Raw genomic sequence first — 18,581 nt, 5'->3', positions numbered from 1 at the left:
GGGCCATGGAAGGCTTCGGCCTGAAGTTCTGCTAAACGGCCATCAGCACCTACAGGGAGGTACCAGGGCAAGTCCGGTAGAAAGACTGATGTCTTTCTATCCTCCGTGCCCTTCAGGTATTGTGCGTGAAGCACAATACCTGCCCTCCCTTCCGGCGCTGCTGCCCGCTAAGCAGAACTAATCAGGCCTGCAGAAATCCATGGCCCCGTCCCTGTTCCGCCCCGCCTCCCCCCACCCTTTCTGGCAATCTAAAACGCTTCACCCAAGTTCTCCGAAAGTGTCATCAGTATGGTTTCAGACAGTAATCAGCGGCTAATTGTGGCCTACTGGCGCCAATATTTCTTTATTGAATACAGAAATCTACCGCCTGAGACCATCGGGGTTCCACCCCTAGCGAGAGCCATTGTACCGTCTGGAACAGCCAGAAAAGCAGCGGGGGACCTCCGGCGGTTGTGGCCTGCCAGGCAGACTGGGCTTCGGGTTGAAGTGATTCTAAGACTTCCGGAGGCCGCTCTCCAGGGGGCGTCCGCTGTGCCTCAAGCACGGCGGGCGAGGGGAACGGAGGATGGAAGGCATCAAGCCTTCCACCGGACTTTCCCCGGTACCCCTGGAGAGTGGCCTCCGGAAGTCTTAGAATCACTTCAACCCGAAGCCCAGTCTGCCTGGCAGGCCACAACCGCCGGAGGTCCCCCGCTGCTTTTCGTCCGGGTATCCACCCCCACCTCGCCACAAAACCGTAATTTTGGGCTGGCGGGGGTCTTTGCGTATGGTATAAAACATGGTAAAATATATAAAATACGTTTATGGAGGCTGCATAATGGAGCATTTGACGACGGTACGGGAAATTTACAGGGACAGGGAATGTTTTCTTGGGAAAGAGGTTCAGGTTGGCGGCTGGGTCCGCAGCGTTCGGGATTCTAAAAGCTTTGGATTTCTTGTATTACATGACGGATCGTTTTTTGAGACTCTTCAGATTGTATATGAAGATAAAATAGATAATTTCGCGGAGATTTCCAGACTGAATGTGGGAGCTTCTGTGCTGGTCAGGGGGACTCTGGTGCTGACGCCGCAGGCGAAGCAGCCTTTTGAGATCCAGGCGGAGGAAATTCGAGTGGAAGGGGCTTCGGCTCCTGATTATCCCCTTCAGAAAAAGCGCCATTCGCTGGAATATCTGAGGACGATTTCTCATCTCAGGCCCAGAACGAATACTTTTCAGGCGGTTTTCCGCGTGCGGTCGCTGACAGCGTATGCCATCCACCGTTTTTTCCAGGAACGGGGGTTTGTCTATGTTCACACTCCGCTGATTACGGGGAGTGATTGTGAAGGGGCGGGAGAAATGTTTCAGGTGACCACGCTGGATCTGAATGATCCTCCGCGCACAGGCGACGGGGCGGTGGATTATTCTCAGGATTTTTTCAGGAAGATGACGAATCTGACTGTCAGCGGGCAGCTGAATGGGGAGACATTTGCCCAGGCTTTCCGGAAGATCTATACCTTTGGCCCCACATTCCGGGCGGAGAATTCCAATACCACCCGCCATGCGGCGGAGTTCTGGATGATTGAGCCGGAGGTGGCTTTCGCGGACCTGGAGGATAATATGGAGCTGGCAGAAGCCATGTTGAAATATGTGATCCGCTATGTGCTGGAGGAAGCGCCGGAGGAGATGAATTTCTTTCATACGCTGATTGACCGCGGGCTTCTGGAACGGCTGAATCATGTGGTGAATTCTGAATTCGGCCGTGTGACGTATACGGAGGCGGTGCGTCTCCTGGAAGAGCATAATGATGAGTTTGAATATAAGGTAGCATGGGGCTGCGACCTGCAGACGGAGCATGAGCGCTGCCTGACGGAGAAAATCTTCCGGAGGCCGGTCTTTGTGACGGATTATCCGAAGGAAATTAAGGCATTCTATATGAAACAGAATCCGGATGGAAAAACGGTGGCGGCCATGGACTGTCTGGTTCCGGGCATCGGAGAGATTATTGGCGGGAGCCAGAGAGAAGAGAACTATGAAAAGCTTCTGAAGAGGATGGAAGAGTTGGGGCTTGAAGAGAAGGATTATGAATTTTATCTGGATCTGCGCAAATATGGGACCACCCGCCATGCGGGCTTCGGACTGGGCTTTGAGCGCTGTATTATGTATTTGACCGGAATGGGCAACATCCGGGATGTAATTCCCTTCCCCAGGACGGTTAACAACTGTGAGCTGTAGTTGGAGGTAAAAATGAAAATTATTCATACGGCAGATATTCATCTGGGAGCTTCGCCGGATCTGGGATATCCCTGGAGCAGGAAGCGGAAGGAGGATATCTGGAATACATGGAAAAGGCTCATTGAAAGAGTGCGGCTGGAGAAAGCGGATCTCCTGCTGGTTTCGGGGGACCTGTTTCACCGTCAGCCGTTGGTGCGGGAGCTGAAGGAAGTGAATTATCTGTTTTCCACCATACCGGATACAACGGTGGTGCTGATGGCGGGAAATCACGATTATATTAAGAAGGGGTCTTATTATCCGGAATTTCCCTGGAATAAAAATGTGATCGGACTCTGGAACCGCGAATGTGTCCGGGTATCCATCCCGAAGAAAAATGTCTGTGTATACGGCTGCAGCTATTACAGCCGTGAGGTGACGGATGATCTCTATCAGAATGTCCGTCCGTCCGGGCGGGAGGCATTTCATATCCTTCTGGCCCATGGCGGGGACGAAAAGCACAGCCCTGTGAACAGGGAGAGGCTGGCGGAGGCAGGATTTCAGTATGCCGCGCTGGGGCATATCCATAAGCCCCAGGTTCTTTTGAAAAACAGAATTGCATTCTCGGGGGCGCTGGAGCCAATTGACAGGAATGATACCGGCCCGCATGGATTCATGAAGGTGATCTGCACGCAGGAAGGGACAACGGCAGAATTTGTGCCGTTTGCGTCCTGCTCGTATCTGGACCTGGATTTTGACGTGAAAGAAGAAACCACACAGTTTGAACTGGAAGAGTGGGTTCATAAGGCCATCAGGGTGGCTGGGGAGGACAACATCTACCGTGTGAGGCTTCGCGGGCTGAGGGACGTGAAAACAGAGTTTTCTGCCAGAAGACTGGAACAGACCGGAAATGTGTCAGAGGTGGTGGATGAGACGCGCCCCGCCTATGATTTTACAGAATTGTCTCAGATCTATGAGGGCGGGCTCATTGGGGAATATGTGGATTGTTTTGCGGGAAGTGAAGATCCGGTGGAGCAGAAAGCTCTGTTTTACGGGATTGAAGCCCTGCTGGATGCGAAGAGGGAGCTATGAAATTAAAAGAGTTAAACCTGAAGAATTTCGGAAAATTCCATAATCAGACCATCCGGCTGGGAGAAGGGCTGAACCTGATCTCCGGAGAGAACGAGAGCGGTAAATCTACCGTACATACATTCATCAGAAGTATGCTGTTCGGGATGAGGAAGCAGAGAGGAAGGGCCTCCAGGAATGATTGCTACAGCCGCTATGAGCCATGGGAAGAGCCGGCACACTATGCGGGGACCCTCCGGTTTGTCAGCGGAGGGAAGGATTTCCGGCTGACGAGGAATTTCTACCGGAACGAGGTGTCGGAACAACTGGTGTGTGAATCTGACGGCGAGTGTCTGTCCATAGAGGACGGAGATTTGAAGATGCTGCTGGGCGGAATCGGCGAAAATATTTATGATAACACGGTTTCTGTGGGACAGCTGAAGAGTGTGACGGATGAAGGACTGGCCATTGAGCTGAAAAATTATATGGCCAATTATCAGGGAAGCGTGGACGGGACGCTGGATCTTCAGGCCGCGGCAGACCATCTGAAGAGCAAGAGGAAAGAGCTGGAGCAGAGAATCAGGGCCAGACGGGAAAAACAGGAGGTTAAGAAGCAGGAGCTGTATTCCAGAATGGAATATGTGCAGCAGGAATGTGAAACGCTGAAGGAAAACCTGAAGACGGCAGAGGAGCAGTTGAACCAGGAGATCTTCCACAGGGAAATCCCTCACAAAGAGGTGAAGGAAGCGCTGAAGGAGTCCATTGAGAAATCAGGCCATAAGTGGGTCAGGACCGCGGGAATTTCTGCAATTATTTCATTTCTGACGTTTTTGGCGGTTCTGCTGTTCCTTAAGGTTTCGTCATTGATCATCCGGACGGGCCTGGCTGTATCTATCCTGGCGCTGCTGTGCCTGGTAGCCTATGACCTGAAGCACAGGAAACAGTCTGTCATTGTGGAAGAGACGGATGAACTCAGTGAGAAAATCCAAAAACTTCAATGGAATGTGGAATATCTTCAGCAGGAAATATTGGGTAAACAGACAGACGCGGAGAATCTTGAGCAGGAATACCAGGAGTTTTGTCTTGCCTGCGGCGGCAGGGACAGTCTGGAAGCGGACCTGGCCGGCGTCAACCTGGCGCTGGAAACCCTCGCCCGGCTCTCGGCAGACATGCAGAAAAAGGTCGGCGCAGACCTGAAGAACAGAATGTCAGAGATCCTTTTTCAGATCACGGGAGGAAAATATCTGTCCGTATCTCTCGACGATGATTTGAAGATGGGACTTTATACGAAGGATTATTATGTGCCTCTTTCACAGGTGAGCAGGGGGACCATGGAACAGGTTTATTTCGCCCTGCGTATGGCGGTTACGGATATCCTCTGTGCGGAAGAGCCGCTGCCGGTGCTGCTGGATGACGTCTTTGTCATGTATGATGACCGCCGCCTGGGGCAGGTACTGAGATGGCTGGGAGCGCTGGGACGGCAGGTGCTGGTATTTACCTGTCAGGGGAGGGAAGAACAGCTATTGCTGCGGCTTCAGATCCCTTTTCATAAAATCACGCTGGGGCAGGAAGCGAAAAATACGGGAGAATAAAAGATGTTTAAGATTGGAAGCCATTTATCGTCTTCAAAAGGATTTTTGCACATGGGGAAAGAAGCGCTCAGTATCGGAGCTAATACCTTTCAGTTTTTTACCAGGAATCCGCGGGGATCGAAGGCAAAGGAAATAGATGAAAAGGACGTGGCTGCGTTCAGGGAATTTGCGGAGGAGAATGGAATCGGGGTCATTCTTGCGCACGCGCCCTATACGCTGAATGCCTGTTCCAAAGATGAACACACGAGAGAATTTGCGCGTATGACCATGGAGGATGATCTTCGGAGAATGGAATATCTGCCTGGCAATTATTACAATTTTCATCCGGGGAGCCATACGGGGCAGGGTCCGGAAGAAGGCATCCGACAGATCAGCGGGTTGCTGAATGAACTGTTAAGGCCAGAGCAGACTACGACAGTCCTGCTGGAGACTATGGCAGGAAAAGGAACGGAGGTTGGCCGGAGCTTTGAAGAGCTGCGTGCGATACTGGACGGTGTGGAGCTGGAAGGGCATGTGGGCGTATGCCTGGATACTTGCCATGTATATGACGCGGGTTATGATATTGCGGGAGACTTAGACCGGGTCCTGGAAGAATTCGACAGGGTGATCGGCCTGGACAGACTGAAAGCGATACATATCAATGACAGTAAAAACCCCTTCGCGAGCCATAAAGACCGCCATGAAAAAATCGGGGAAGGCAGTCTGGGGCTTCAGACTTTTGTGAATCTGATCAATGATCCGAGGGTGAAGGAGCTGCCGTTTTACCTGGAGACGCCCAATGATCTGGAAGGCTATGGAAGAGAAATACAGCTTCTGCGGGAACAGAGCCGGTAGAGGTTTCGCAGGCTGTTATCCCCGGCATATTTCCAGTACCTTCTGAAAGGACAGTTCACCTCCGAAGAGATCCAGGGCGCTCCCTATAGTGACATCCAGGTGATTGCAGCCGGCATTCTTTAACAGGATAAGATCCTGATAGCTTCCCACGCCTCCCGCATATGTGACGGGGAAATCCTCCAGGCGGGCTAACAGTCTTACAAGTTCTGTTTCGATGCCGGAGGCCTTGCCCTCTACATCTACGGCGTGGATTAAAAATTCATCACAGTGAGAAGAAAGTTTCTCCAATACCGGCAGGTCAATTGCGACGCCGGTAAAGGTCTGCCAGCGGTCAGTGACAATATAGTAGCGGCCGTCTTTTTTACGGCAGCTCAGATCCAGAACGAGACGATCCCTGCCAACGGCCCGCACCAGACGGTTCAGGTTCTCTGTGGATATCTGGCCGTTTTGAAAGACATAGGACGTGACGATCACATGACTGGCTCCTGCATCCAGAAAGCCCCAGGCGTTGTCAGCGGTTATTCCGCCGCCTATCTGAAGGCCGCCGGGCCAGGCGCGAAGAGCTGAGAGCGCCTGAGAACGGGTATCCGGATAGTATTCCGAAGTATTCGGATTCAATAGGATGATATGGCCTCCGTCCAGGCCGTGTTTCCGGTACAGGCGGGCGTAATAGGCGGCATCCTGTTCAGACACAAAGTTTTCGGAGGCCTGGTCGCCGTCATCCTTCAGGCTTCCTCCAACTATCTGTTTTACTTTGCCATTGTGTATATCAATACAAGGTCGAAATTTCACGGTGACTCCCTTCCGGCTTTTGAGAAAATTCGTTTAGCCGACATTTTTCATATCATCATCATATCACAGGAAAAATAAATTGTCATCGGGCAAAAACGTGTGCGCCCCCTGTTCCGCGCTTATTCCAGCGCTCCTAAATGCCGATTTCTCGCAGATGGACATTTTGTATTTTGAACCGGCAGATCAGATAATCCATGAAATGAATGATCAGATGGGAACCGGCTGGAAAAGCTGAAATACAAATTACCAGTAAAAAGGGATTCCAAATTTCTGTTCCATCCATTTAGCCAGGGGAAGGCCTTCCGGCGCCGCCACCAGTGTCCGTTCCGGAAGAACTGCTTCTTCCGGGTGTAAAAAGGTCTCACGCCAGATTTCTACGGTGTATGCTTGCCTCTCCAGCTGCTTGATCTGCTGGCTGAGGTTCTTTTGTGTCCCGGAAAATGGATTTCCCATATCCAGAAAATCTACCGGATGACATTCCGTGTCCCTTTCGGAGGGGCAGGTCAGACGGGAGAAGCCCAATATCCAGATCAAACCTCGGACAATCTTTGTGCGGCCGGACAGAAAACGCCGTCCCAGGGAAAGCCATGCCTGTTTCATTCCGTAAGAGGCTGTATGGAATCCGCTGCTGGGCAAATAAATGGTCTGCTTTCCGAACTGTGTCAATTCACAGGCCAGCTGCTCCAGGTCCAACCCGATAGCGTGGGTAACAGCGCTGCTGAGCAAATACAGGGGGCGTTTTTCCGGAAAATCAGAGAGCAGAATCTGACAAATTCCGGAGAGATCGCCGGTCGCGGCAAAACGGTCATCGAAGCGGCTGTTCCGGCAGTTACGATAGGAAAACTGTGTTTCAGAGCAGCTGAGGCATTTCTTACAGCCGCCGGCTGTGAACAAAAAAGTATCACAGTCCCATTCCTGTAGAAGAGAGAGAATCCCTTCAAAATCCGGCGGTGGCGGAGGCTGTGCGGAAGAAACAGACGGTGGGAGCGCTTCAGAGCCTGGGGGAAGGTTCCAACGCTGCAAAATTTGCCGCAGCTCTTCCAACGGCTCTCGTTTTCGTTTTGCCAGAGGCCCCCGGTATAAAATTTCCACGGGTACAGGTAAATGGTCTCGTATAGATTCTATAGCCCCCTGAAAATCCCACATGGTGAGAACCTCCATGCAGGAGGCGTAAAAAATAACTCCCTTCACCCCTTTGGCAGCAGCGGCTTGACGTATGGTGTCTGTAATCCGTTTTTCCTGCCGGCCCAGGGCGTATTCCCGATCACTCAGACAGCAGCTGAAGAAGTGATGAAGCTTCCCGGTTCTCTTGGCCTGAAAATACAGAGTGCGAATGCAGGCGAAGGACCCGGCGGCCACAAGGGCCACATCCGGGCTGGCCAGGATCTGAGAGGGTAGATCTTCGTGGCCGGAGTTGTTCCTGGCTGTCAGGGGTTCCGTTTTAAAACCAGTCATGGGCGGCTCCTTGTTCATAGATTTTTTGCCCAAACAGCTCCAGGGCCTCCCGCTCCATAGGCTGAGGCGCGGGAAACTCTTGGAGCCGGGCGTCTTCGATTTTCTGAAGCAGATGTTTGAAGCGCATGGAGTTGGGATCTCCGGGACATGCGGAGATTAATAATTCTCTTTGAAAATCCATGCGTTTGACAGCAGTGCTCTCCAGAAAATATTCGGTTAAGTGCGCGTTTGTTTGTTCAGCGAAGAGCTGTGCGACAGACAAATCTGTTTTGCTCTTTACATGGTTCAGAATCAGTCCCCCGAACAGCAGATGGCTGCCGCAAGAATAGCGCCGGATTCCCTTTAGGATGTTATTCGCGGCATACAGAGCCATAAAATCTGAGGAGGTGACTACATAAACCTGATCCACATAGTGCCGGCGCATGGGGACGGAAAAGCCGCCGCAGACCACATCGCCCAGTACGTCATAGACGATGACGTCCCAGTTCTCCTCAAATACGCCGGTTCTTTCCAGTTCCTTCATAGCTGTAGTGATACCGAGGCCGGCGCAGCCGGCTCCGGCTTCCGGGCCGCCCGCTTCGGTACATTGTACCTGAAAACGCCCCTTCCAGACCAGATCGTTTCGGGAGGGTGCCTCCTTCAGTGCCAGTTGTTCCAGCACAGAGGGAATCCGTCTGCCAGTGAGGCAGCGGGTGGAATCCGCCTTGGGATCGCAGCCGATATGCAGCACACGTTTTCCCTGAAGGGCAAATGCAGCGGAAACATTGGAAGCAATGGTCGATTTGCCAATTCCGCCTTTGCCATAAAAAGCAATTCGGATAGGTTTCATTTAATGTCCTCCTGAGATACAGACTTTTCGTTTTACCTCTTCCACATAGACCATATGCACATCCACATGGTACAGGTTTTTTAGGTTTTCTTCGGTCAAAATTTCATCAGTGGTTCCGGTCATCAGAGAGCCGTCTGCCCCTAACAGGCCGACCCTGCCGTCCAACAGCAGCACATGATCCGGTATATGGCTGGTGATGATGATTCCGTAGCCCTTTGAAGAGAGGCGTTTGATCAGATGAATCATCCGGAGCTGGTTGCCGTAATCCAGATGGTTGGTAGGTTCATCCAGTAAAATGATGTCGGGCTGCTGTACGATAGCCCTTGCTATGGTGACTTGCTGCCGTTCCCCCCCGCTCAGCTCAATATAGGGACGGTGAGCCAATCGGCTGATGCCAAAATCTTCCAGAATTTCATCTGCCAGCTGATAATCACTGGCGGAGGGATGTGAAAACATGCCGATATAAGGAGCGCGCCCCATTACCACGAAGTCACGGACTTCATAGCCATAAGCGGGCATATGGATTTGGGGAACGTAGCCAATGCACTGAGCTACTTTTTTCAAGGGCATTTCTGACATCTTTTGGCCTTTTAGATAGATCGCGCCGCCATGAGGCTCCAAAAGGTTGGCTATACAATTCATCATCGTTGATTTGCCGGCACCGTTGGCTCCCAATATGGAAAAAATCTCACCTTTTTTCAGAGAAAAGTTCACATTCCGGAACAGAGGGATTTCGTTGTGATAGCCGAAGGTTAGGTTTTCTACTTTCAGAATCATGACAGTTTCATCCTTTGCTACTACAATATATTTATGGTTAATACCCCTTACAGCCAGTAAGGAATTATCCATCTTGTTGCTTAAGCTGTTAGAATGAGTATGGCAATAGGTCTGGCCTCCTTCCTTTCAGGACTTTACGTCCGTAGAAAAGTCAGCCAACCAGCCCCCTCATTCGCAGCATTCGTTTTACGCAGGTTGAACCATGAGACGTTCGTGTGAAACACCCAGTAGATTGAATAGGCAATGGGAAAACTGGTATTGACCATTGCTAATCCATTTACAAAGGAGTATCCATTATGAACGCTGTTGGTATTGATGTTTCCAAAGGCAAAAGCACCGTTACGATCCGCAGACCAGGCGATGTGGTCCTCATGCCGCCCCGCGACATCCCACACACCAAGTCCGCCATCAATGAATTAATCAAACAAATCCAAAGCCTTGACGGCGAGACAAAAGCCTGCATGGAACACACGGGCAGATACTACGAGCCGCTTGCCGCCTGGCTTTCCGACGCCGGCATCTTTGTCAGTGCCGTAAATCCTGTCCTCATCAGGGATTTCGCTGATGATTCCCTCCGCTCTCCCAAGACGGACAAGGCGGATTCCAAAAAAATCGCACGATATACTCTTGACCGATGGGCAAAACTGAAGCAATATGGAAGCATGGATAAAACACGCAACCAACTCAAAACAATGAACCGGCAGTTCAGCTTCTTTATGGCACAGAAAACTGCCATGAAGAACAACCTCATTGCACTGCTCGACCAGTCTTACCCGGGCGCGAACGACCTCTTTGACAGTCCCGCCCGCAGCGACGGCAGCCAGAAATGGGTGGATTTTGTTTACACCTACTGGCATGTGGACTGTGTCCGGGGAAAATCCCTTTCCGCCTTTACGGAGCACTATCGGAAATGGTGCAAGCACAAGGGTTACAATTTCAGTGCGGAGAAAGCGGAGAAAGTCTACGAGGCTTCCTGCGACCTCATTGCCGTGTTCCCGAAAGATGACAACACGAAAATGCTCATCCGGCAGGCTGTCGCCATGCTAAACACCGCTTCCGAAACCGTGGAAAACCTTCGGATAAAGATGGACGAAACCGCTTCTGCTCTACCGGAATATCCCGTTGTCATGGCAATGAACGGCGTCGGCTCTACCCTTGGTCCGCAGCTTATGGCTGAGATCGGGGACGTGACGCGTTTCACGCACCGGGAAGCCCTAACAGCCTTTGCGGGCGTCGATCCCGGAAAGAACGATTCCGGCAAACACGTCCAGAAGAGCGTGCGTACCTCAAAGAAAGGTTCTCCCCATTTGCGAAGGACGCTCTTTCAGATCATGGACGGGCTAATCAAGCGTTCGCCCATTGACGACCCCGTTTACGTCTTTATGGATAAAAAACGTGCTCAGGGCAAGCCTTACTACGTCTACATGACTGCCGGCGCAAACAAGTTTCTCCGTATTTATTACGGACGGGTACGGGAATACTTCGCATCACTGCCCGAAACGGGAGAAAACTAAGCCCAGCTTTCATATCTTTGTCAGACCAACGTCCTGCGGTGGTCTGGTTTTTGTACTTTTAATTCAACCTGTATAAATTTTTCAAAGTTCTCAAATTTCTGCTTGACTTTTTATTTGCAGACTTTACTAATAAATAGAAATAGAATGGCGCTCCTATGAGGCCGGTTAAGATACTCAGGGGCAGCTCCGCGCTGGTGATATTTCTGGCAGCCGTATCAATCAACAGCAGGAAAGCAGCGCCAAGCAGAGCGGAAACGGGTATCAATTTACGATTATCTGGCCCCACCAGCATGCGGCCGAAATGGGGAATGACCAGGCCGATCCAGCCAATAGTCCCACTGATACAAACGGCGCTGGCGGTCAGGACTGTCGCACAGATGATAATAATTCCCCGGGATTTCTGAATATCCGTACCCAGTGATTTCGCTTCGTTCTCACCCAAAGACAGGATATTGATTCTCCAGCGCATGATCAGAATGATTAATGCGGCCAGCAGAATGGCCGGGCCGACGTAGATGACATCCCGCCAGACAGAGGAGGATAGGCTGCCCAGCTGCCAGTGAGTGATTTCAGACAGTTCCGTGTCGGGATCGGCCAGATATTTTAATAGTCCCAAAATGGAACTCATGACGCCGCTGACAATGACTCCTGCCAGAACCAGCGTCATCATGGATTGATTCCTTATGAATTTGGGAATGGCGGTGGCCATAGCTACGGCTATAATGCCGCCGATGAAAGCGGCGACCTGAATTCCCAGCTGTCCAAAATGCAGCAAAATGGCTGCAGAAGCGCCGACACAGGCTCCGGCAGAAACGCCCAGCATATCGGGAGCCACCAGGGGGTTCTTAAATACACCCTGATACGCGGCACCGGAGAGGGACAGGGCCATTCCTACCAAGAGGGCGGAAAGAATCCGCGGCAGCCGGAGGGTGAAAATAACGCCTGTGGCCTGTGGTTCCCAGGTGGGGGTGACAGGAAATATCCTGGAAAAAAGAATCTTGACAACATGAACTGGAGAGATAAAATATCTCCCCAGTCCGATGGCTACGATTGTCAGTGCGATAAGCAGGAGCAGCAGCCAGAGCAAGATCACCTTATAATTTTTTTGCGTGTGTTTCTTTTTCATAAGGTGGCTACTCCTTTTTAAGACGCGCTGTTTTTATTCATCTCTGTACAGAGAATCTGTGCCAGATTTTCCTCCGACAGATCAATGTTAAAATATGTTTTATAATAGTCTGCTATTTCCGCTTTTATATCAATGTCAGAAAAAATTTCTGGTTGAATCATAGTGGCCAGCCACTCCATCATGAGCGGGGTTTCCACGCCGGGGGCGTCATAACGGTAAATGCCGATGGGTGTCTTGTATACCCGTTTTTCCTGTACGGCTTTTACCGAACTCCAGTCCTGTCCGTCAATGGCGTTGTTGTACAAGTCGTCAGGAGTAAAATCATCAAACCAGCTTAAAAGGATAATATCAGGATTGATTTGGATAATATCCTCCATAGTGATTTCTGAACTGTCGGCGGCCACATTGTCTGCGCCGGCCAGCTCCAGAGCTTCTTTTATAAAATTGTCATTGCCCTGCAGTTTCAAATCAGAATTTCTCAGATAGAGAACCTTTGGTTTTTCCGCGGAGGATACCTGATCCTGATAGGATTGGATTTCATTATATATATTTCCATATAAATCGATAAACTGCTGGGCGCGGTCTTCTTTTCCGAGAAGCTCACCCACAGCCCGGAAGCTGCTCTGCAATTCTTCAACGGTTTCATTTTTTACCATAACAGGGGCGATTCCCAGTTCTTTCAACTGTTTTGCTTCATCCTCCTGATAATCCCAGATGACTACGGCCTGGACACCCATCTTGACGATTTCTTCCATGTTGATGGAAAAATCTTTTCCGATGGCGGTGCTGTTAATAGAGCCATAGGAGGGATCCAGGATTTCAAAGAACTGTCCCTTGTAGGCAGTTCCGCCCAAGGCGCCGGGATTAAGTGCTGCGATACGCTCAGAACTCCCGTCAATTGCGTAAATGACAGAAGACCAGGGCAGAGGTGTAACGGCGATCTTCGTGATGTTCGCAGGAACTTCTACCACATTGCCTGCTGCATCGGTAACGGTCCGAAAATTATTATCATCGGAAGAGACAGAAGATATGGAGCTATCTGTAAGCGCAGAGGAATCATTGGTTACGGAACTTGAAGATGTATCCGTTTTTTCTGCGGTTTTCCCACAACCGCAGAAAGTGGCGCCGACCAAAATGGCGGATAATACCACGGCGAGTGTCCTGTTTTTGATTGCTTTGTTCATAGTTATTTCCTTTCTCATTCTGTATTTGAACCAATAAAAAAATCCTTTTCTTTGAGAAAAGGATACATAAAAAAACAGTCCGCTCTGTTCTTTTGTACCCCCATCTAATGGTCCGTTAAATAGAGGGATATCACAAAATATTTAAGTATCCTGGCTCGACATCATCACTTTTGCAGACTTCCCGGAAAATTCCAGTGTCATACTTGCATTAGCTCCGTCCTACAGTGGCGGCACCGCTTCGGCATTAGACCGAATTCCATGAAATATTTTGTACATATATATTATAGCATACGTATTTTTTGATTACAATAAGCGCCCGCTTTCGAATTTTCTATTGCTAGTCATCAATTTTATTGATAATATAATCGTAAAGGAGAGAGAAAGATGACTTTACAAAATCTGAAATATATATTAGAAATCGCGGACAGCCGTTCCCTGTCCAAAGCGGCGAGAAAACTGTTTATTTCTCAGTCCACTCTTTCGGCTGCTCTAAAAGAATTGGAAACGGATCTGGGGGTGGAATTATTTCAGCGGACAAACCGCGGGGTGACGCTGACTTATGATGGGGAAGACTTTATCAGGTATGCCAGGGAAATTGTAGAGCAGACTCAGTATTTGGAGCAGCGCTATCATTCCAGGAAATCTCTTCCCATGCGCTTTTCCGTATCCACCCAGCACCTGCCGTTTTCAGTCCGGGCGTTTATAGAGCTTTTCAAGGAGGCGGATACTGACACGTACGATATGGCGATTCGTGAGTGTGATACCAATTCGGTGATACACGATGTGGCTGGCAATAAAAGTGAGCTGGGAATTCTGGCGATACAGGAATCCCATTTGCGAACGATGGAAAAGCTGCTGGTATCTTATGAAATTGAATTCACAGAGGTTGCCTGTGTCAATAATTTCGTGTTTTTTCGGAAGTCTCATCCGCTGGCAGAAAAAACGGAGGTGACTCTGAAAGATCTGGAAAAATATCCTTTTGTGACCTATGACCAGGAGATAGAAACTTCTCATTTTTCGGAAGAACCGTTGTTTTATAAGCTTTTGAGCAAAAATGTCCATGTCAGCGACCGCTGCACGAAAATCGCCCTGGTGCGGAATACAGACTGCTTCAGCATCGGGCCGGATTTGACCAACAGCAATGCGGACGCTTTTCATAAGGGAACGGGAGAGGTCGTGGCCCGGTCTTTGAAGCATGAGATCGGTTATCTGCATCTGGGTTACCTGCACCGGAAATGGAGCACGGTCAGCCAGCTGGGTGAGAAGTTTTTAAGCTATCTGAAACGGGATATTCGTAATCTTATAGCCTCAGGACAGAAATGACCTGAATCCGTCTATGTGTTACAGCCAGGAAACCTGATACATATTTGATCTTCGGAGAATTGTGTGGTATAATGTGCCTCGACAGGGAAAATACAGGAATGTATTTTCAAATATAGAATTCAGGAGGGTAAGATGTTCAGATAATCTATGAATGCGCTATGTAGACAGCTAGAGGTGCCCGCAGGGTCTGGTTTGCATGCGCGTGCGGCACTTGCTGTTTATGTGCCGGAGATAGATTGTCTGTATCTTGCCTGTTTTTATATAAGTTTACTTTTATATTGCTCAGGGTTTGGGTTTGTACAGTCTGCTTTCCGGTATATATCTGAAAGCAGGCTTTTTTGTCCTGCTGTGTGATTTAGGAGGTGAAGGGATTGCTGCAGATTAAGAATCTGACGATTACACATAAGACAGATTTCCGCATACTGCTTCAGGATTTTTCTTTTGTTTTAAACCAGGGGGAAAAAGCGGCGGTGATCGGTGAAGAAGGGAACGGGAAATCAACGCTGCTGAGGCTGATCCATGAAGAATATCCAGCCTGCCCTTATGTGGAATATACAGGCGAGATACTGAAAAACGGGATTCGGACAGGATATCTTGCCCAGGAATTGGATGAATCTGAATTGGAGAAGACAGTGCTGGAATATTGTGAGGGTTTTTATGATTTTTACAGCCTGTCTCCCAGGGAAATTGCTGAAATATCCGGGAGGCTTTCGCTGGAGGCGGAGCTTCTCTATTCTGACCAGAAAATGAGGTGCCTTTCCGGAGGGGAAAAGGTAAAGGTGCAGTTTGCCCGGCTTTTGATGGAACGTCCGGATGTACTGCTCCTGGACGAGCCGTCCAATGACCTTGATCTGGATATGCTCGCGTGGATGGAAAACTTTATCAATACGTGCGGACTGCCAGTCATGTATATATCTCATGATGAAACGCTGCTGGCGCGCACGGCAAATGTGATCATACACCTGGAGCAGAGCCGCAGGAAGACCGTTGCCAGCTATACAGTTGTGAGAACGGGATATGAGGAATATGTTTCTGCACGTGCAGCCCGCCTGACACGGGAGGAACACATGGCCCGCCGGGAAATATGTCAATGGAAACAACAGCAGGAGCGGTTCCGGAAAATCCAGCAGAAGGTTGAACATCAGCAGAAGTCTGTTTCCAGACAGAACCCCCATGGCGGAGCCTTGCTGAAGAAGAAGATGCATGCGGTAAAGGCCCTGGAACGGCGTTTTGCGAGAGAGCAGGAGAATCTGACTGACATACCTGACGTGGAGGAAGCCATTTTTCTGAAGCTGAGAACAGATGAGCAGTTGCCGGCTAGCAAAAGGATTCTGGAGCTCCATGACGCCCGGATCGTTCTCGGAGAAAAAGTGCTGGCGGAGAACCTTAGCCTCTCAGTCACAGGGCCTGAAAAAATCTGTATTACGGGAAAGAACGGAATAGGGAAAACAACACTGTTAAAAGAAATTGCAGGAATACTGCTGGGGCGCAGGGATATAAAAGCGGCCTATATGCCTCAGGACTACAGTGAGATTCTGGATATGGAGAAGACACCTGTAGATTTTCTGTGCAGCTTTGGCAGCCATGAGGAAGTGAGCCGGATCCGTACCTATCTGGGCAGCATGAAATATACGGCGGATGAGATGGAGCACAGGGCCTGCCAGCTTTCCGGAGGTCAGAAAGCGAAGCTTCTGCTGCTCCGGATGAGCCTGGACGGCTGCAATGTGCTGATCCTGGATGAACCCACCCGCAATTTCTCCCCGCTGTCCGGGCCGGTCATACGGCGCGCGCTGAAAGACTATCAGGGAGCGGTCATCAGTGTTTCCCATGACAGGAAGTATATGGAGGAGGTCTGTGATAAAAGATACTGCCTTACAGAAAAGGGTTTATTAGAAATGAGCTGAATTCGTATCTGTGTTACAGCCTGCTTGCCCTGGGTGAAGGAAAAGAGTATAATGAAAGAACTTAAATTGTCTGAGATTAGGGGGAGTGAAATGAGAGAAATCAGACTGCCCTTTGGGCAGGAGACCCTGCCGCTTCATCTGCCGGATGGAATGGTGGTGCAGGAAATTGAAGCGAAGTGCATAGAACCAGGAAAAACGGAGCAGGAGATTGTGAGAGAGGCGCTGGAGCATCCGATTGGCAGTCCTTCGCTGAAAGAGCTGACACGCAGTGCTAAGAAAATTCTGATTATTACAGATGACAATACACGTCCCATGCCGAGCAGGATCACGCTGCCCTTGATCCTGAATTCTTTTGACCGGCCTGCGGATCAGTACGAAGTTACGATCCTGATCGCGACCGGCCTTCACAGAAGTATGACTTCACAGGAACAGGAAGAGCAGCTGGGTGAAGAGATCTGCAGGAACTACCGGGTATTGAATCATAATGCGAGAGACGGGGGACAGCTGATTTCGCTGGGCAAGATGAGTACGGGCAACGAGCTGGTGGTCAACCGGGTTTTGAAGGAACAGGATCTGATTTTGGCGGAGGGTTTTATAGAAGCCCATTTTTTCGCGGGATTCAGCGGCGGCAGAAAGAGTATCCTGCCGGGTGTCAGCGGGGAGGCGACGATCCTTCGGAATCACAACCCTCATAATATTGCGGACCGCCACTCCCGCGGCGCCTGCCTGGAAGGAAATCTGATTCATCAGGAATGCTGTGAGGCGGCCCGTCTGGCGGGCCTTGGCTTTATATTGAATGTGGCTTTGAATGAACGGAAACAGATTGTTGCCGCATTTGCGGGAGATCCGGCTGAAGCTCATGAACGAGGGTGCGAATACGTGAAAAATACCATGTCTGTACCGGTCAGGAGAACAGATATTGTAATTACGACGAATAATGGCTATCCGCTGGACCGGAACCTGTATCAGGTGGTAAAGGGAATAGAGGTGGCGGGGCAGGCTGTAAAAAAAGGAGGGGTTATCGTCATCGCAGCCGAGTGCCGGGATGGAATCGGGCATGAGGGCTTCAGCAGGCTGCTGGCGAGCTGCTGCAGCCCGGAAGAGCTGTATGAAAAAATGTCTGCGTATCCTGTGGAGGTGGATAAATGGCAGGTGCAGATCCTTGCAAGAGTGTTGAAGGATACACATGTAATTCTGGTAAACCGTTCCATTGATACGGAAGTCTTAAAATCTATATTTTTAGAGCAGGCACCGGACCTGGACGCAGGGCTGGCTATGGCGATGAGGCTGACGGGTCCTGAAGCAGCCGTCAGCATTATGCCGGAAGGGCCTGTGATGATTCCGGTGGCGGAGGACTGACGGTATAATTCTGTAAAGCCTTAGGGAATATGGTTCCGGTCCGTACATACAATATAGAAAAGACGAGCAAGGAATGATCATGAAAATTCTCTATATTCTATCGGATCTTTTGATACCATGCCTGATTTTCTATATAGTTTCCTATGGGCTGATATCCAAGAGAAACATTTATAATGATTTTGTATCAGGAGCCGGGGATGGCCTGAAGACGGTCGTCCAGATCCTTCCGACGCTGGTTGGCCTTCTGGTGGCGGTAGGCGTCCTGCGGGCTTCCGGTTTTCTGGATATGGTTGCAGGCCTGATCGGAAGAGTTTCAGAACCTCTGGGATTTCCCGCCGCGCTGGTGCCGCTGGCGATTGTACGGATGTTTTCGGCAAGCGCGGCCACGGGCCTTTTGCTGGATATTTTCAAGCAATACGGTACAGATTCCCAGATCGGAGCCATCGGCTCTCTGATGATGAGCTGTACGGAAACAGTCTTCTACACTATGTCGGTCTATTTTGTGGCCGCTAAGGTGAGCAAAACCAGGTACACGCTGGCCGGCGCGCTCATTGCTATGACGGCGGGTATTGTAGCCAGTGTGTTGCTGGTAGGAATGGGCGGATGAACATGACATACTGATGTCGTGTTCTCTGT

General features: G+C 50.1%; 15 protein-coding genes and 1 riboswitch. Of the genes, 9 read left to right on the top strand and 6 right to left on the bottom strand.

What is annotated here, in order from left to right; translation table 11 throughout:
- Positions 1-817 precede the first annotated feature (817 nt).
- Genes asnS through H9Q79_RS12975 form a run of 4 tightly spaced genes read left to right on the top strand, consistent with a single transcriptional unit; the run spans position 818 to position 5,682 of the window.
- Positions 818-2,212: an asparagine--tRNA ligase gene (gene asnS, locus H9Q79_RS12990; protein ID WP_118647462.1), complete on the top strand. Its 1,395-nt coding sequence runs from the start codon at positions 818-820 to the stop codon at positions 2,210-2,212.
- A gap of 12 nt (positions 2,213-2,224) precedes the next feature.
- Positions 2,225-3,280: a metallophosphoesterase family protein gene (locus tag H9Q79_RS12985; RefSeq protein WP_118647464.1), complete on the top strand. Its 1,056-nt coding sequence runs from the start codon at positions 2,225-2,227 to the stop codon at positions 3,278-3,280.
- Entirely contained in the window at positions 3,277-4,848 is a 1,572-nt protein-coding gene (locus H9Q79_RS12980) for an ATP-binding protein (protein WP_118647466.1), read from the top strand. Before H9Q79_RS12985 ends, H9Q79_RS12980 begins: the two co-directional genes overlap by 4 nt.
- Positions 4,849-4,851: 3 nt before the next feature.
- Positions 4,852-5,682, top strand: coding sequence for a deoxyribonuclease IV (locus tag H9Q79_RS12975; RefSeq protein WP_249328470.1), 831 nt, complete (start codon positions 4,852-4,854; stop codon positions 5,680-5,682).
- Between the two features lie 15 nt (positions 5,683-5,697).
- Here the strand turns inward: H9Q79_RS12975 and hisA are convergent, their stop codons facing one another.
- From hisA to H9Q79_RS12955, 4 genes are all read right to left on the bottom strand, one after another.
- Positions 5,698-6,474 (bottom strand): phosphoribosylformimino-5-aminoimidazole carboxamide ribotide isomerase, encoded by a 777-nt coding sequence (hisA, locus tag H9Q79_RS12970; protein ID WP_118647468.1) that lies wholly within the window; start codon positions 6,472-6,474, stop codon positions 5,698-5,700.
- A gap of 243 nt (positions 6,475-6,717) precedes the next feature.
- Positions 6,718-7,929, bottom strand: coding sequence for a hypothetical protein (locus tag H9Q79_RS12965; protein ID WP_249328469.1), 1,212 nt, complete (start codon positions 7,927-7,929; stop codon positions 6,718-6,720).
- A complete protein-coding gene (locus tag H9Q79_RS12960) occupies positions 7,916-8,758 on the bottom strand; it encodes a nucleotide-binding protein (RefSeq protein ID WP_249328468.1) in 843 nt (280 codons plus the stop codon). The genes H9Q79_RS12965 and H9Q79_RS12960 overlap by 14 nt, the downstream gene beginning before the upstream one ends.
- Positions 8,759-9,535 (bottom strand): ABC transporter ATP-binding protein, encoded by a 777-nt coding sequence (locus H9Q79_RS12955; RefSeq protein WP_118648712.1) that lies wholly within the window; start codon positions 9,533-9,535, stop codon positions 8,759-8,761. It abuts the gene before it with no gap.
- A gap of 296 nt (positions 9,536-9,831) precedes the next feature.
- On the opposite strand from H9Q79_RS12955, the gene H9Q79_RS12950 reads away from it, so the two are divergent.
- Positions 9,832-11,049 carry an IS110 family RNA-guided transposase gene (locus H9Q79_RS12950; RefSeq protein ID WP_118648864.1) on the top strand — a complete coding sequence of 406 codons (1,218 nt, stop codon included), beginning with the start codon at positions 9,832-9,834 and terminating at the stop codon, positions 11,047-11,049.
- A 58-nt stretch (positions 11,050-11,107) separates the two neighbouring features.
- On the opposite strand, the gene H9Q79_RS12945 is transcribed toward H9Q79_RS12950, so the two are convergent.
- Together H9Q79_RS12945 and H9Q79_RS12940 are read right to left on the bottom strand one after the other, a co-directional pair.
- Positions 11,108-12,175, bottom strand: a complete 1,068-nt coding sequence (locus tag H9Q79_RS12945; RefSeq protein WP_118645498.1) for a FecCD family ABC transporter permease — start codon at positions 12,173-12,175, stop codon at positions 11,108-11,110.
- A 17-nt stretch (positions 12,176-12,192) separates the two neighbouring features.
- Complete coding sequence (locus H9Q79_RS12940) at positions 12,193-13,359, bottom strand: ABC transporter substrate-binding protein (protein ID WP_118645496.1); 1,167 nt, start codon at positions 13,357-13,359, stop codon at positions 12,193-12,195.
- Positions 13,360-13,481: 122 nt separating this feature from the next.
- Positions 13,482-13,671, bottom strand: a riboswitch (cobalamin riboswitch).
- A gap of 72 nt (positions 13,672-13,743) precedes the next feature.
- Here H9Q79_RS12940 and H9Q79_RS12935 point away from each other — a divergent pair.
- The 4 genes from H9Q79_RS12935 to H9Q79_RS12920 all read left to right on the top strand — a co-directional run bounded on the left by H9Q79_RS12935 (position 13,744) and on the right by H9Q79_RS12920 (position 18,552).
- Positions 13,744-14,682 carry a LysR family transcriptional regulator gene (locus H9Q79_RS12935; protein ID WP_249328467.1) on the top strand — a complete coding sequence of 313 codons (939 nt, stop codon included), beginning with the start codon at positions 13,744-13,746 and terminating at the stop codon, positions 14,680-14,682.
- Between the two features lie 371 nt (positions 14,683-15,053).
- Entirely contained in the window at positions 15,054-16,586 is a 1,533-nt protein-coding gene (locus H9Q79_RS12930; protein ID WP_249328466.1) for an ABC-F family ATP-binding cassette domain-containing protein, read from the top strand.
- Between the two features lie 90 nt (positions 16,587-16,676).
- On the top strand, positions 16,677-17,945 hold the full coding sequence (gene larA / locus H9Q79_RS12925; RefSeq protein WP_249328465.1) for a nickel-dependent lactate racemase: 1,269 nt from the start codon (positions 16,677-16,679) through the stop codon (positions 17,943-17,945).
- Between the two features lie 79 nt (positions 17,946-18,024).
- The gene (locus H9Q79_RS12920; protein WP_118645486.1) at positions 18,025-18,552 is read left to right on the top strand and encodes a spore maturation protein; all 528 of its coding nucleotides are present in this window, start codon (positions 18,025-18,027) and stop codon (positions 18,550-18,552) included.
- Positions 18,553-18,581: the final 29 nt, after the last annotated feature.

This window comes from Wansuia hejianensis, assembly GCF_014337215.1.
Taxonomy (GTDB): Bacteria; Bacillota; Clostridia; order Lachnospirales; family Lachnospiraceae; genus Scatomonas; species Scatomonas hejianensis.
The sequence above is the reverse complement of the archived record's forward strand: the minus strand, read 5'-3'. Positions and strand labels throughout refer to the sequence as shown.